Raw genomic sequence first — 15,122 nt, forward strand, 5'->3', positions numbered from 1 at the left:
TTTGAACTGACCCCAAAAAGTTAGACAAAGATTCAAAAGAAAATTTATGCAAAGCGACTAAGAGGAATCTTGGTCGCTTTTGTTATGCAGCTTCCTGTCTGAAATCTATAGGAGATAGACCATTAAGCTTAAGCTTGATGCGTTTGTTGTTGTACCATTCTATGTATTCATGAAGCTCTTGAATAAAATGCTCGACAGAATGAAATTCCTGCAAATAGAGAAGCTCTGTTTTCAGCAAGCCGAAGAAATTCTCGGCACAGGCATTGTCAAGACAGTTCCCCTTTCGGCTATTTCAACTTCCGTGTTGATGTTAACAAAAATTTCACAATCAACAAGATTTTACTTCTACAAAACACCCTCCTTGAATTTATACATAAATAATGCTATACTTGATACATTATAAAATATATAGGATGTGATAAAATGCTTGGTGTGTGTATGGCATTGATAGATGATGAAAAAGATAAAAAGGCTTTTGAAAAGCTGTATAATAAATACAAAAATAAAGTTCATGCAATATCCTTGAATATATTAAAAAATGAACAACTTGCTGAGGAATCAACTTCTGACACTTTTTTATCGTTGGCTAAATGTTTTCAAAAAATTAAACATTTAGAATATCACAAATTGGATTATTACATTGTCATAACTAGTAGGAACATGGCAAAGAATATATCTAAAAAGGAAAAAGAAAATTTAATGACGGTTTCCTACGATGATGATTCTTATTTTGTAAATGAAAATATGTCATGTTACGAATTTGAATTTTTGAAAGGTTGCATAAAGAAACTGAAAGTTGACGATCAAGAGATTCTTTATTTAAAGTTTTCGTGTGGACTTGAATATTCTGAAATCTCAAAAACGCTTGGCATTACATCTGCCACAGCAAGAAAACGTCTGCAGTATGCCAAAAACAGATTGAAGATATTACTTGAAAAGGGTGATTTATAACATGAATAATTTTTCATATTTTTCAAAAGCTCTCGATGAAGTCGTAGATGCCAGATTGGATGATTATGTTGAAACTCTTGAAGTAGACAAACGATATGAATTTTCGGAAAAGTACAATAAAAAAATAAACAAACTTATAAAACACAGAGAAAAGCCCTATTTTACTCTTATATGCACGATCGGCAGACGTGTTGCTTGTTTTGTTACAGCATTGTTGATCCTATCATTTTCTTCGCTTAGCGTAAAAGCTGTGAGAGAGGCAGTTTGTAATTTCTTTATGAATATTTTTTCAGACCATACGGAGATTACAGCAGACAGTGAAATTGAGAATTCATATCCGCATTCGATTGACGAGGAATATCATATATCTTCACTTCCAAATGGATTTAAACAAGTCGACTATGATAAAATGGAAAATTCAATTATAATAACATACTTCAAGGATGATGATTATATCTTTTTTGAACAATACACAAAAGATGCATATCTTAGTAATTATGATAATGAACAGTCAACATTTGAATCATATAAAGATGAAAACGGACAAGAGTATCTAGTTCATAATACAGATCATGATCATACATTTATATGGGACAATGGTAAATATATTTTTGAAATATGCAGCAACTTAGACAAACAATCTGTGTTGGAATTGTGTGAATCCACAAAAACAAATTAAATTAATAAAAACATATCACAAACAAACAATTTTCATTGTCATAGTTAGGTGTAGGAGAAAATAAATCTCTTGCACCTATTTTTTTGTGAAAGGAGGAACTTACATATATGAAAAAAGTGATATCGACAATTATATCAGTTGTTATTGTGCTATGTCTGTCACTTACAGCTTTTGCCGAACCCGAACTGCAAACGCCTTCTGACGATGACATTTCTGTTTGTTATTTATACACAGATAAAATATCAGGTACATTGTCAATCTCCAACAAGGCTGCAACTTGTAAATCCACTGTACGTGGTATTTCAGGTACAACTACTAAAATCGTTATAACTCAAACACTTCAGAAGAAAAATGGATCTTCATGGAATAAATACAGTAGTTGGACAAAAACATTCAACAGTTGGTATGCGATTTATTCAAATTCCAAAGAGTCTTTAAGCAGCGGTACTTATCGTGTAAAGACAGTTGCTAAGGTCTATAATGGCTCTGCCTATGAGACCATAACTATTTACAGCAAAACAGTGTCCTGCTAAAATAATAGGCTGTGCACAGAAAGGACAGGTGATTCCAATGCAGTAATAAAATTTATATAATCCAAAATCAAAAAACAAAACATTGACATTCAAATATTTGGATGTTATAATAAGAAAGGACGTTTAATATGAAAAAGATCGTTAAGAGGATCGTAGCTATGGGTGCTGCTGTTATGATGATGAGTTCTATGGCTATTGGGGCTAGTGCGTACTCAGCCGCAAAGTATGGAAGGGCAACAGGTGGCTCCGGATCAAACGCATACATCTCCTGCTATGTTACAGGTTCAAGAGCTAATTCAACTGTAGCTGGTCAAGCTTGGTCAAGAACATCCAGCAATAACAATAATGTGTACAATCCTAATTGTGCATACGCAGGCTATATTTATGCAAGTGTTTCTGTTGGTGGGAATGGTTGCGGCTCATCATCTACACTTAGCGGAAAAGTAGAACATAAATTTCAGTTATCAGGATGCAAAACGTCCAAAACTGTAAAAACCGTGCATATCTATGAAAATAATATACACGGAAATTACAGCACAACGCTTTCCGTTGATAGTCAATAATAGAACTTGAGTGTGAATTATGAAAACTAAAATTATTATCGCAACAGCCGCAGTTATAATTGCCGCAGTTGCAGTTACACTTTTCATTTCTCTTGGCACAAAATCCGATAAGGCGGTTTCTTCTGAAAAGGGTCAACAAGAACTTTCTGCTTCTCCCACAAACCTTTTGTGTCCTGAAGCTTCTTCTACTGCATTTGCAAACAATTTTGTGTATTACAAAACCTATGACGGCATTGCAGAATATGATATCGAATCCGACAGCCTTGCAATGATAAAGGTCAAGCTTCAAGAGTATTCAAACTTGTCCTGCTATACCATATATGACGGCGTTATATACGCTGTAAGGTCAGTGTATAATTCTGCTACGCAAAAAGAAGATTACAGCATTGTCACAGTGGATTACAACAGCGGTGAAGTCACGGAAGTGTATTCTGCACCAAAGGACAGCATATTAGGCTGTATGTCTATGGACAAAGACGGAGATATCTATTTTGTTGAGGGCAAATACAAAAAGAGCGAGACCGACGAGAACGGATTCAGCACAGGCTATTCGCTATATAAATACGCTCTCAAAAACTCTGACAAAAGCGAGATAACAAAAGCCAATACCTATTACATAAGCGACGGCAAGCTTTATTTTACAAGGCTTTGCCCAAAGACGGATACAGTCCGCCTATTTATAGCTCCACTTTCAGACCCTCAGAACGTCAAGGATACAGGCATTGATGTTGGCTCTCAGATAAGCGAAAATACGCCGTATATGTATTATCCGGCCGACGGAGATGTGTATTACTCTAATGGCGAAAACAAGCTGTATAGGTATAACGAGGATAATGAAAAAAGTGACACAGTTTGCACTTTTAAAGACAAATCTTTTGTAAGATATTTTCAGTATTTCAATAACACTATGATAGTGCTTGTTCGTGAGCCAAATGATAATGGCAAAATGTATCAGTATGTGCTTTATTATCTTGATAACGATAATAAACCGCAGAAGATAATTGATGATGCTAAGCTCAATGAAAAGTATTTTTACGGCTATGAGTATATCGACTATATGACAGTATTCAATAACTGTGAGGATTATTTCCTGCTTTCGACCTATGATCCCGACGCTGATACAGCCGCTTATCTTGTGGATAAAGATTTTAAACTGCACAAGTTTATTTCAAACGGCGAATGGGATTATGATACATATGCGGAGATACAGGCAGGAATGTAGGAACTTGATATTTGAGGTGTGACGATTTGAAACTTCTCAGATTTATGATAAGAAAAGATATGGCGAAGTCAGCTTTGATAAGCTTATTGCTGGCTTTGCTTTCCTGCGCCTTTTTGATATCTGTACTCAGACCTTCTTATGCTTATGGCGAAAAATACATGACCTATCTTAAAGGCGGCTCGGAAACTGTAAGCCAAGACGCTCAAAAGCTTGCTGATGAGCAAAACGCTCTTAACAACGAGATAAACGACTATCAGAATAACCACAACACAGGCGGTGTAAAGCAGGCTGAATTGCCTGTGGAACTTGAGGAAAAGATAATAGATTTCTCTCAGAAAAATTCACAAGCAGGCGCAGGACTTGACAGTATGTTTTCTCTTATTGAGGGAGAGCTATATTCCCAGCAAAATGCTTTGAAGCTCATTTCCGAGCGTGTGCGAGGTTACAGCCGAAATGCAAGACGTGGCGTTACTGATGAGTATTCTTTAAAGCTGTCAAACAAACTTATAGAAGACTATGATTCCGTTATAATAGCGCTTGAAAAATCTGATAAGATCATTGACACCAGAGCCGCTGACGGCTTTGAAAACTATATGTCATCGGAAATTTTGATACCGTTCGGCGTTTATTTGCTTCTTTTCAGCATTTTTTCATCAGAGATACAAAGCGGCAGGATAAAAAGCTTTGGAATAACCAAAACGGGCGTGAGGAAATTCTCACTTTTCAAGCTTTGTACCGGCTTTGTTGCTGTAATAATTCTTGTTTTGATAATTTACACTGTGGATATTATAACTCTTTTTATTTACGATACAAACGGCTTTAAACTTGATATGCCATTGCAATATCTGAGCGGTTTTGAACTAAGTTCGGCGAATATGAGCTTTGGCGGATATCTAGTTGCAGTATTTGCCGCAAAACTTGTTTATGCGCTTTTCACCGCAAGTATTGTTATGTTTCTTTCAATGCTTTGCAGAAAGACCATACTTGCAGGAGCTGTCTGTCTTGTGCCAATATTTGTACCATTATATCTGAAAACCACAAGTCTTTCCAATCCTGCCGTTGACATTTTAACAGGCAATTACACCAATATGCTCAATGACACAGGTTATATGAATTTCTGGGGAATACCTGCACGAGAATACGTTGTTTATTTTGCTATCATATTCATCATGACCGCATTTTTTGTCGCAGGGACATATCTCCTTGCTGAAAGGCAGGTGGGATAATGAAAAGTATGTATAGTTATCAGACTTCACGGCTCATAAAGAAATTCTGGCTGCTTTTTGTCATAGTGATAATTTTTTCAGCTTCCGTTAAATTTGCTGTGTATCGTAGCTTTAACGCTTCTAATAACCTTGTATATATGAACAAAGAAACGGCGGAGATATACAATGAACTTATAGAAAATTCCGCAGATAAGACCCTTGAACAGTGTGACGAATACATAACGGAATATGAGATGAGAAGTTACGCAAGCGGTTATAATAATAACATTACAGCCGCCGTGAACAAATATAAAACAGAGCTTCGCAGTTGTTTTATGGTCGAAAGCATCAGAAGCTATGCTCGCACAGGCAGGGGTCTTACAGACGCTAATATACCTACCGACCTTGTGAAAAACAGCCGACTTTACGCTGCATTTCCAACTCCACAGGTGATAAATGACGAGCCGTTTTTGAAATTTCTCGAATTGCGGGCGGTAGATATTATGCCGATATTTGTGCTGTTGCTTGTGGGTGTTTTTGTTGCGGACAGTTACGAAAAACGAATGGATCAGCAGATAAGGATATCTAAAAATTCGTCAGCGTTTTTTAAGTCACGGGAGATAATTTTATCAGTGGCGATATTTATAATGTTCACACTGAGCTTTTTTGCAGACCTTATTATAAGCGGAACATTACATCAGAGCGAGTACAGCACCTCATCTTTACAAAGCGTGTGGCAATTTGACCTTGCGCCTTTAATGCTAACTGTTAGAGGTACAATAATATGGCTATATGTCACAAGGCTTATGTCGCTTTTTATAACCTACGGCATTTTCGTGCTTGTGGCAAAGCAAGTGCGCTCTGTGAAAAAATATGTTATGCTGACCTCTGGGCTGATAGCGGTCATGTCCGCCGCCGCACATTATGTGGGAGCACTTTCGCCTTATATGTTTGCGGCTGTCACAAGCGTAAATGGGCAGCTTAACAACCTTGACTATATGAGGGCTTTTGATTGTTCGGAAGCGGTAGCTGTATTCATATATCTTGCAGCGATTTTGAGCGGACTGACTGCATGGAGATACAGCGGATATTATGAAAAAAGCTTTGACCGATAAGGAGTGGTGATGATATGAGCGTTTTAAGAGTAGAAAACTTATCCAAAAGATACGGCAAAAAGCAGGTGCTCAAGGGCATAACCTGCGAATTTCATACGGGCATAAACGCTTTGCTTGGACCAAACGGCGCAGGCAAGACCACCATAATGAACTGCATATCGGGCGTGATAAAAAAGTCGGGCGGCAGCGTGACCCTTGACGGGCAGGACGTTTTTGAAATGGGCGAGAAATATCGTGAAAAGCTGAGCTTTCAGTTTCAGTATCAGCCATTTTATCCAAGCTACACCGCCCATGAATTTCTCAGATTTTCGGCTCTGTTAAAAGGAATGCCTGAGCCGCTTATTGAGGACGAGATAAGACGTGTGCTGGGGCTTGTGAATCTGTCTGAAAATCTTGATGACAAGATAAAGTCATTTTCTGGCGGAATGAAACAGCGCCTTGCCATTGCACAGACTATCCTTAACTCCCCCGAGATACTGATTTTTGACGAGCCCTCCGCAGGTCTTGACCCATTTGAGCGTGAGCAGTTCAAGCGGATAATGGTGAAGCTCAAAGAAACAAGCATTATAATAATCTCAACACACATCGTTTCCGACATCGACACTATAACAGACGATCTTATCATTTTGAATAAAGGCTCAGTTATTGCAAATGACAGCCCCGATGTGCTTTTTGAGCACATAAGGGGTATGGTTTGGAATATTCCGAAAGCGGACATTGGTCTGCTGCCTATCGAGAACATTTATTATGAGGATACGAAGTCGAAGACTATCTCAAAGACAAAGCCCACCCCTAACGCTGTTATGAGCGAGCCGACTATGAATGATCTTTATTTCTGCGGACAGCTTAACGGGGGAGTGTTTGAGTGAGGAGATAATTCAGATAATGATGTCTACTCTGAACGATAGTTGCCTCTTATCTTCAGTAATTAGACTTTGTCCTCTGCGAAAAAATTTGTAATGAAAGGATATAATATGCTTATAAACCACAACCAAAATATGCTTTGTCTTGATGAATTTGATATACTTGAACTGCGTGAAAATGCAGATGAGTGTGATTATCTTTTTGTTGTTTCGCCTAAAATTGAAACAAAGATATGCACTAAATAATGAACATTATACAGCTCTTAAGATAAGAGGTCACAAACATTTGTGCAAAGACTGTGGAAGTATTTTTGTTGACAGATTCAATACACTTGATCTTTGCTCAAAAATGACTAACAGACTTAGGTGCAAGATACAGCAATTATCATTAACAAAACCATTTAGGCATATTTTAAGAGACGGGAAAGGTTATTCATTTGAAATTCTAAGAGGAAAGGTTCTTTATGGTCAAGCCTATAAAATCAAAGCCATTTTTTCGTATAATAAATTTTCGCCGACAATACACTATGTAACTGGTCCTTCGACCCGCTCGTCATTAAATATGATTCAAAATCTTATGGATTCGTACAAACAGATATCAGGAGCTGATATTGATAGGTTAAAATTAGGACTGTTCTGAATAGAATAAGCTGCCACAGATTTTTTTCTGTAGCAGCTTATTTTTGTTTATGCTATTCCTTCTTGCGAAGATATCCGTCATCATCATATTTCTTAGCTATATGCTGTGCAGCTTGCCAATCGCCCCATTTGTCTACAGCCTTATCCCAAAGTTTATCTATTTGCTTTGGCGGAACGTATTCCAAATTGCCATATATTATTTCCATTTCTCTTTTGGTATAATGTTGCGACCTGACTATATACCAAAAATCATCAAGATCGATCAAGTTTTACACCCTCTTTTTTTATTTAATGCAATACTATATTATATCATACTTTCTAAAAAAGTTTACATTTATCAACACGGAAGTTGAAATAGCCCCCCTTTCGGGACATACTCTGCCTGATGCCTTTCTCTTTCAGCATTTTCTGATAGTGCTTGTGTTGATACTGCCAGCCTTGGTCTGAATGAAGAATCAGATTTGTGTTGTCCGGTATTTTTGTAAATGCTTTCTCAAGCATATCCGTTACCTGATTCAAATTCGGATGACGGCTTAGATTGTATGAAATCACTTCGCCATTATATAGATCAATGATCGGTGACAGATACAGCTTAATTCCAAACAAAGCAAATTCAGTAACGTCAGTTACCCACTTTTGATTTGGCTGATCTGCTTTGAAATTCCGTTCCAGAAGATTCGGTGCGATTCTGCCGACATCACCCTTGTATGAGTTGTACTTGTGCATACGAACACGGCAAAATATGCCCATTTTACGCATCAGTTTCTGTACTGTCTTGTGATTGACAACAAATTTCTTCTTCAATTCTTTGGTGATTCTCCGATATCCGTAACGGCCTTTACTTTCATCGTAAATGCGGCGTATTTCAGTTTTGATTTCAGCATACCGATCCGGCTTTGGATTATCAAATTGCTTACTGTAATAGTAGTAGGTACTGCGGGGAATATCAGCAATCTCAATGAGCAGCCCTATCTTATGTTCATGCCTCAGTTCCCATATCACTCGTGCTTTTTCTCTTGCCGTACCCGCTCGGCAACCAAGGCATTCAATTTTTTTAAGTATGCATTCTCCGCACGAAGACGCTGTACTTCTGCAATCAGATCTTCTTCTTTCTTAATTTTCGGAGGTCGCCCTGTGGATTTCCTTCCTCTGCGTTCTGCGTAAAGTCCCTCCGCTCCTTCTTCGATATAGATTCGTTCCCATGCTGCTACTCTATCGTGATCGCATATGTCAAATTGACGTGCAGTTTCACGATAGCTTAACTTTTCTCTGTGCATTGTTTCCACTACTTTGATTTTGAATTCCGGTGTGTATCTTTTGTTTGGCTTTCCTTTTGGCATAAAAATGCCCCCTTTTGTTAGATTTTTTATTGGTATATTTCTATTATACCACATTGTCTAACAAAAGGGGAGCATTTCATTTATCCGACGCTTTTTTATGTCGCTTTTTATATCCATAATAGACAAACAAACAAGCTTAAAACAGTTGCAAATGCTGAAAATGGAGCGTTTCTATTGCTTCCGGGACTTTGTTATGGTACAATCATATGTGCAAAGTAAAACGTTTACATAAAACAGAAAGCAGGAAATATATGAACGCAAAAAAAATATTATGCCTTATGGCCGCATTGCTTATGCTGTCTGGCTGTTCAAAGGGTGTGGACGGTTCACAGGCTTCATCAAAAGCGGCTGAAAGCTCCGGCAAAGCGGACAGCAGTGTTTCAGACTATGATAATACCACCACCGAACCTGAAACAGACAAGCCTGAATTTGACCTCAATGACAGCGTGGTAGGCTTTTCGCAGGAAAGCGGCTTTTATGACAGCGGTTTCAGCCTTGAGCTTACCGCAAACGAGGGCGAGAAGATATACTACACCACTGACGGCACAGACCCTAGGACCTCTGCCACGAGAGAAGAATACACTGCCCCTATCGAGATAAAAGACAGAAGCAATGACCCTAATGTGGTCTCAGCCGTGCCGACGGAAATGATATCGGGAAATTTCAATGAGTTCAGCTTTGGCGAGGGGGATTTCTGGTGCAACAAAAAAGCACCTTCTGACAATGCGGTGGACAAATGCACTGTTATAAGAGCATCAAGCGAAAAAAGCGACGGAAGCGTTTCACAAAGCTTCTCAGGCAGCTTTTACATAGGAAGCGCAGAGGAGCATATAAAAGGACTTAAAGAAAGCTGTGAAGCGGCTGGGCATGACCTTGCGGTAATGAACATCACAATGGACTACGCTGACCTTTTCGACAGCAAGATCGGCATTTACGTCAAGGGAGATATTTTCAACAAGGCACTTGAAGACTATAAATCCAGCGGAGAAAGCATAGAAAACGAAACTGCAAGGCAGCTTGACGCAAACTACAAACAGCGTGGCAAGGAATGGGAACGTGATTGTCACATCGAGCTTAACGAGATTTCAGCCGAGGGAAATGTGACGACCGCTTTGTCACAGGATTGCGGCATAAGGATACAGGGAAACTATTCACGCTCCGACCTGCAAAAGGGATTCAGGCTTTATGCCAGAAAGAAATATGGTGAAAAGAAGTTTAAGTATGAGGTCTTTGAGGGGCTGAAAAACGCATCTGATGAAACTATCGACAGCTTTAAGACGCTTACTCTTCGCGCAGGTGGAAATTGTGCTTTTACGGCAAAATTCAATGACACCTATTGGCAGAGTCTTATGACAGAGCTTGACGGCTCAACAAAGGCTTCACGTCCATGCGTTGTTTATCTGAATGGCGAATACTGGGGACTTTATGTGCTGGAGGAGGACTATTCCGACAATTATTTTGAAAGCCACTACGGTGTGAACAAAGACGATGTGGTGGTCTACAAAGGCGACGCAGAAACCTATCAGAGCGGCTACAAGCTTGACGAGGGCAAGCTTCCGGAGGGAGAAACAGACGAGGGATATTTCTTCAAGGAGCTTACAGATTTCTTCGTTTCTCACAAAGACTTATCCGCACAGGCAGATTATGAGGAGTTCTCAAAGCTTGTTGACACGGACAGTGTGAGAGATTATTTTCTTGCAGAGGTTTGGATAAACAACAAGTGGGATTGGCCGGGCAAAAACTGGTCAATGTGGAAGGTGCAGAGCACAGACAGTTCCAACGAATATGCAGACGGCAGGTGGCGTTTCATGTTCTATGACGTTGAGTTCGGCGGAGTGAGCGGTGAGGGCGACGCATGGACGAACACCATGAAAGAGGATAACTACAAGCCAAAGGGACTGCTTGACACGGACACGAAAAATCCTGCGGTTCTGAGTTTTGCTTATCTTATGTCAAACGAAGATTTCAGGAACGATTTCAATGACAGGCTTTTAAAGATGTCTGAGGGTACGTTTGAAAAAGGAAAGGCACTTGATAGGCTCGCAGAATTTGAGAGCATATATTCCCCTCTTTATGAGCAGTTCTTTGCAAGATACCCAGAAACAGGCTCGGCTGAAGAAGCGCTTCATGGAGGATATGCTTCATCTGATTGCATAAGGGCGTTTATCAACAAGCGTGATAAGTCTATCCAAAGTATTGTGGACTGGACTAATTCACAGTTCTGATATTTCACAAACCAAAACGGCAGAACAGCATATGCTGAACTGCCGTTTTTATATTGCTTATTTTATACCGCAGGAGCGTATGTGAATGTTATTTCAAGGGTGTTTATCTTTCCTGCATAGTCAAGTATTGTTGGAGAAGCCTTTGAAAGGTCACCGCCTGCTATTCTTGAATCCTCAGGCGGTGCGGATACCCACTGGTTCACAAGATTCACTCTTGTGCAAAGCTGGTCGTCAGATGTGGTGTAGCCCTCCGCTATGGTTTCAACAGCTTCGCCGTTTATCTTTATCTCGTCAATAGTTGCGATATAGTTCGGATAAAGCTTCTCACCGTTTGCGATACCCAAAGCCGAGAATGCAATGCCGTTGGCGTTGTTTGATGACATATCAAGGCTTACTGTGTAAGTTCCCTCACCGTCTATAACTGCGTTTTCTGCGATAACTCCGTCGCTCTTTGAAACTGGGTCTTACTCGTCACCAACGCTGTAGCATACGGAAAAATCTGCACTCTGATACATTATCCATGCCACCGCTGTATTCTCGTCAGCCTGCGGTGCGGTATCATCTGTTAGCTTTTCAGGTGCAGCCGCAAGAGTTTCATCAAGCTTCTTTACAGCAGCGGCTCTTTCCTCCTCCACTGTCATCGAAGACTGGTTATCACGGCGTCTTTCATCAAATATCTTTGCCACAGTTTCATCACGCATTTTAAGTTCTGAACGTGAGAAGAAATCACTGCAATCCCAAAGGAATGGTGCAAAGCCATAGGCGTCACAGTTGTCAAGGAGGTTGTCAATAAACTTGTCAGTGCCTTTCTTTAGGTCACCGCCGTTTGTAAGCACTGCATACTCGCCTATTATTATGCCATAGCCCTGCTCGGAATACTTTGTCATGTTCTTGAAAAGTCTGTTCTGCTCCTCATAGTCTGTCTTTGTTCCCCAATCTGAGCGACCCTTTGTTCCGCAATAATCCCAAGGGGTATAATAATGAACAGAAAGCAGGAGCTTATCCTTTGCGGTATCAGTTGGCATTTGGAACTTGTTTGAGCAGGTCATTGTGATATCGGTATTGTAGCCTGCGATAAGAAGAAAACGCTGTTCGTTGTTTCCGCCTGTTGCACGGACAGTGTCAACAAAGGTCTGATTTATCTTGTTGGCCATTTCATAGCACTCGGCTTTTGAAAGCGAGCCTGAGTTTTTGCACACGTCTGTGTCATTGAGTCTGTCACCAAGCTCTTCGTTTGCACCCTCAAATATAAGTCTGTCGGAGTATTTTTTATATCTGTTCGCTATCTGCGTCCACATGGACTTATACATTTCAAACGCCTTGTCAACGTCGCTCTGCTCAGAAGAACCGAACATTCCCCACCAGCTTCCGTCCCAGTGGTCGTTTATGATAACATACATATCATTATCCAAAGCGTAGTTTATTATCTCCTCCACTCTGTCGAGATAGGCTTCATTTATGGTGTAATCGCCTTTTTCATACTCCATTGCGTTTGTCCATGCCACAGGCACACGGAGAGAGTCAAAGCCGCTTGCTTTCATGCCCTTTATCATTTCTTCCGTTGTGACAGGCTGACCCCAGAAAGTTTCAAAGCTTTCAGGGTCGGTGTCTGCAGAATAGCTTTTATGACCGTATGCTTCCATTGTGTTTCCAAGGTTTGTGCCGTTGCCCAGAAGTCTTGCAAGCTCGGTTGCGGTAAGGTCTTTATTTATGCTTCCGTCATCAGAGGTCTTTGCGCCCTCCTCTGCCTTTGATGAGCTGTCGCTTCCCTTTCCACAGCCTGCAAGCAGTGCAGTACAGCCCATGACCGCCGCAGTAAGAAGTGGGATAAGTCTAAACTTTTCCATGTCATTTCCTCCTATTTCATAAATACAAATTCTTCAAGTTCAAAAAGCGGCTTGTTTTTGAAATAATCTGCTATCCAATCGGCAAGCTCATCTGAAAAAGCTGTAGGCACAAAATAGATAGAATGTCTGCCTGTGAGGGACTTGATTACTCCTGTGTAAACTCCGTCACCTGTGCCAATATCAACATAGCCTACAGGCTCGCTGTTCTCATAGTCATCAGCATAGACCGCCACCTTTGCGACAGTTCCCATACCCCTGACTTTCAGGGCTATCTTCATGGTCTTTGAGGAAAAGTCCTCGCCAAAATCAAAATACTTATAGCCTATAACATTGCCCTCTGTGATGTTCACGATACTTCTTGTGAAGATATCCTTTTCGGTGATAAAACAGCCGCCTTTCAGCACGCAGGCTATATCCGCAGGATAAGGCTTGAAAGGGTCAAGGCTGTCTTCAAAGCCAAGCGAGGTCATTTCCACTGTCGGTATCGTTCCGTCAGGGAGAATCTCTATTTTCTCAACGCAGGCACGTCTTGACATTATGGTATTGTTTGTCATTCTGTGATAGAAAATATACCACTGACCATTTATGTTACACACTGAGCCGTGGTCATTTCCCCCCGGATAATCAACGCCGTTGTCTATTATATATCCACGATATTTGAACGGACCTTGTGGTTTATCTGAGGTTGCATAGGCAAGCCTGCTTCCTACACATGGGGAATATATAAGATAGTATGTATATCCGATTTTCCTCGGGGAGCTTGCCTCGAAGAAGCGCTGTTCCTGCGGTGCGTTGTCGCTGTCATCAATGACCGCTCTTTTGTAGCTTCCCTTTTTAATGGTATGCATATCCGCAGGGTCTATCTCGTTGAAGTTAGATTCTGTGAAGCCGTAATAAATATACACTCTGCCGTCATCATCAACAAGCACGCCTGCATCATTATAAATGCCGTCATCGCCTGCGTCCTCAGGGTCATATTTATACTGGGAAAGGAGCTTGAAAGGACCTTCGGGCTTATCGGACACGCCAACAACGCCCTTTGAGCCGACTATATAGGCATAGAGATAATACCTGCCGTCTTTTTCTATAACGTCCGGAGCGAACAGCTTGCGGTCGGTCATTCCCTCGGTATCGGACTTATGGTCACGGTCATCACGGGTATGGAAGCTATGTCCGTGGCAGACCCAATTGTTAAGGTCATCAAGTGGTGCAGACCAGACTTTCAGTTTATAGTCGCAAAAGTCGCTTTGAGCGGCTCTGTCATGTGAGCCATAAAGATAAACTCTATCGCCGAAAACTCTCGGCTCGCCGTCAGGGATATACTCCCATGCAGGCAAAATTGGGTTTGGCATGAAAATTTCCTCCTATGTTTTTTCATAACTTGTTTTATCATAAGATAATTATAAATCATACTATTATTATTTTCAATATCCTAACACGCTGTCAGAGGTGAAAATTTGTGCAAAATGTAAAAACGTGCAGACTGTCCAAAGGTGCAAAAAAGCCCGTTTGCGACGGCTTCCGACCTTGACAAAAGAGGGCAAATCGTGTATAATATTAAGTTGATAGTACCCGTATAAAATTATATTGATATAGGAGTGTTTAATTATGGCAGCTATTTCTAAGACTGTTTCAAAAGCAGGTTATGCTAAATTGCAGGAGGAACTTGAATACCTTATTACAGTAAAAAGACGTGAAGTCGCTCAGAAGCTTAAAGAAGCACGTTCTTTCGGAGACCTTTCCGAGAATGCTGAGTACGACGAAGCTAAGAACGAGCAGGCTATCCTTGAATCAAAGATCAATGAGTTAGAGCTTCTCATTTCAAACGCAACTGTCGTTGAGGACGATGATATTTCTGTAAACGAGATAGGCGTAGGCTCTATCATAAAGATAAAGGATATCGAGCTTGACGAGATCGAGGATCTTCAGATAGTAGGTTC

General features: G+C 40.4%; 17 protein-coding genes and 1 pseudogene. 11 read left to right on the plus strand and 7 right to left on the minus strand.

Annotated elements, in window-relative coordinates; genetic code table 11:
* Nucleotides 1–82: 82 nt before the first annotated feature.
* A pseudogene (locus tag AB5Z01_RS08265) lies at nucleotides 83–289 on the minus strand (transposase); the annotation flags it as partial.
* A 149-nt stretch (nucleotides 290–438) separates the two neighbouring features.
* On the opposite strand from AB5Z01_RS08265, the gene AB5Z01_RS08270 reads away from it, so the two are divergent.
* The 9 genes from AB5Z01_RS08270 (at nucleotide 439) to AB5Z01_RS08310 (ending at nucleotide 7,377) form a co-directional block, all read left to right on the plus strand.
* Nucleotides 439–951 carry an RNA polymerase sigma factor gene (locus tag AB5Z01_RS08270; protein WP_117865872.1) on the plus strand — a complete coding sequence of 171 codons (513 nt, stop codon included), beginning with the start codon at nucleotides 439–441 and terminating at the stop codon, nucleotides 949–951.
* Nucleotide 952: 1 nt separating this feature from the next.
* Nucleotides 953–1,630 (plus strand): DUF4367 domain-containing protein, encoded by a 678-nt coding sequence (locus tag AB5Z01_RS08275; protein ID WP_195221021.1) that lies wholly within the window; start codon nucleotides 953–955, stop codon nucleotides 1,628–1,630.
* 107 nt (nucleotides 1,631–1,737) lie between these two features.
* Nucleotides 1,738–2,163, plus strand: coding sequence for a hypothetical protein (locus tag AB5Z01_RS08280; protein WP_195221022.1), 426 nt, complete (start codon nucleotides 1,738–1,740; stop codon nucleotides 2,161–2,163).
* Between the two features lie 128 nt (nucleotides 2,164–2,291).
* A complete protein-coding gene (locus tag AB5Z01_RS08285; protein WP_138338068.1) occupies nucleotides 2,292–2,726 on the plus strand; it encodes a hypothetical protein in 435 nt (144 codons plus the stop codon).
* 19 nt (nucleotides 2,727–2,745) lie between these two features.
* Nucleotides 2,746–3,948, plus strand: coding sequence for a hypothetical protein (locus AB5Z01_RS08290; RefSeq protein WP_287215968.1), 1,203 nt, complete (start codon nucleotides 2,746–2,748; stop codon nucleotides 3,946–3,948).
* Between the two features lie 26 nt (nucleotides 3,949–3,974).
* Complete coding sequence (locus AB5Z01_RS08295; RefSeq protein ID WP_287215970.1) at nucleotides 3,975–5,174, plus strand: hypothetical protein; 1,200 nt, start codon at nucleotides 3,975–3,977, stop codon at nucleotides 5,172–5,174.
* Nucleotides 5,174–6,268: a hypothetical protein gene (locus AB5Z01_RS08300; RefSeq protein ID WP_287215972.1), complete on the plus strand. Its 1,095-nt coding sequence runs from the start codon at nucleotides 5,174–5,176 to the stop codon at nucleotides 6,266–6,268. The genes AB5Z01_RS08295 and AB5Z01_RS08300 overlap by 1 nt, the downstream gene beginning before the upstream one ends.
* Before the next feature lie 14 nt (nucleotides 6,269–6,282).
* Complete coding sequence (locus AB5Z01_RS08305) at nucleotides 6,283–7,137, plus strand: ATP-binding cassette domain-containing protein (protein ID WP_287215973.1); 855 nt, start codon at nucleotides 6,283–6,285, stop codon at nucleotides 7,135–7,137.
* Between the two features lie 90 nt (nucleotides 7,138–7,227).
* On the plus strand, nucleotides 7,228–7,377 hold the full coding sequence (locus AB5Z01_RS08310; protein WP_181982970.1) for a hypothetical protein: 150 nt from the start codon (nucleotides 7,228–7,230) through the stop codon (nucleotides 7,375–7,377).
* A 446-nt stretch (nucleotides 7,378–7,823) separates the two neighbouring features.
* Here AB5Z01_RS08310 and AB5Z01_RS08315 read toward each other — a convergent pair whose 3' ends face one another.
* From AB5Z01_RS08315 to AB5Z01_RS08325, 3 genes are read right to left on the minus strand one after another with little or no spacing between them, the layout of a single operon-like run.
* Complete coding sequence (locus AB5Z01_RS08315; RefSeq protein ID WP_022287078.1) at nucleotides 7,824–8,036, minus strand: hypothetical protein; 213 nt, start codon at nucleotides 8,034–8,036, stop codon at nucleotides 7,824–7,826.
* Nucleotides 8,037–8,088: 52 nt separating this feature from the next.
* Complete coding sequence (locus tag AB5Z01_RS08320) at nucleotides 8,089–8,772, minus strand: IS3 family transposase (protein WP_287216388.1); 684 nt, start codon at nucleotides 8,770–8,772, stop codon at nucleotides 8,089–8,091.
* Nucleotides 8,769–9,110 carry a helix-turn-helix domain-containing protein gene (locus tag AB5Z01_RS08325; RefSeq protein WP_332008421.1) on the minus strand — a complete coding sequence of 114 codons (342 nt, stop codon included), beginning with the start codon at nucleotides 9,108–9,110 and terminating at the stop codon, nucleotides 8,769–8,771. The genes AB5Z01_RS08320 and AB5Z01_RS08325 overlap by 4 nt, the downstream gene beginning before the upstream one ends.
* A gap of 251 nt (nucleotides 9,111–9,361) precedes the next feature.
* On the opposite strand from AB5Z01_RS08325, the gene AB5Z01_RS08330 reads away from it, so the two are divergent.
* Entirely contained in the window at nucleotides 9,362–11,335 is a 1,974-nt protein-coding gene (locus AB5Z01_RS08330) for a CotH kinase family protein (RefSeq protein ID WP_287216391.1), read from the plus strand.
* A 62-nt stretch (nucleotides 11,336–11,397) separates the two neighbouring features.
* Here the strand turns inward: AB5Z01_RS08330 and AB5Z01_RS08335 are convergent, their stop codons facing one another.
* The 3 genes from AB5Z01_RS08335 to AB5Z01_RS08345 all read right to left on the minus strand — a co-directional run bounded on the left by AB5Z01_RS08335 (nucleotide 11,398) and on the right by AB5Z01_RS08345 (nucleotide 14,534).
* A complete protein-coding gene (locus tag AB5Z01_RS08335; RefSeq protein ID WP_368365450.1) occupies nucleotides 11,398–11,718 on the minus strand; it encodes a hypothetical protein in 321 nt (106 codons plus the stop codon).
* A gap of 81 nt (nucleotides 11,719–11,799) precedes the next feature.
* Nucleotides 11,800–13,182: a glycoside hydrolase family 5 protein gene (locus AB5Z01_RS08340; RefSeq protein ID WP_368365451.1), complete on the minus strand. Its 1,383-nt coding sequence runs from the start codon at nucleotides 13,180–13,182 to the stop codon at nucleotides 11,800–11,802.
* An 11-nt stretch (nucleotides 13,183–13,193) separates the two neighbouring features.
* Nucleotides 13,194–14,534: a family 43 glycosylhydrolase gene (locus AB5Z01_RS08345; RefSeq protein ID WP_368365452.1), complete on the minus strand. Its 1,341-nt coding sequence runs from the start codon at nucleotides 14,532–14,534 to the stop codon at nucleotides 13,194–13,196.
* 256 nt (nucleotides 14,535–14,790) lie between these two features.
* On the opposite strand from AB5Z01_RS08345, the gene AB5Z01_RS08350 reads away from it, so the two are divergent.
* The coding region (locus AB5Z01_RS08350) for a transcription elongation factor GreA (protein WP_368365453.1) at nucleotides 14,791–15,122 on the plus strand (332 nt) is incomplete at its 3' end.

Origin of the sequence: Ruminococcus sp. RTP21359st1_H3_RTP21359_211015 (genome assembly GCF_040909065.1) — a bacterium.
In the GTDB taxonomy this organism is placed as follows: domain Bacteria; phylum Bacillota; class Clostridia; order Oscillospirales; family Ruminococcaceae; genus Hominimerdicola; species Hominimerdicola aceti.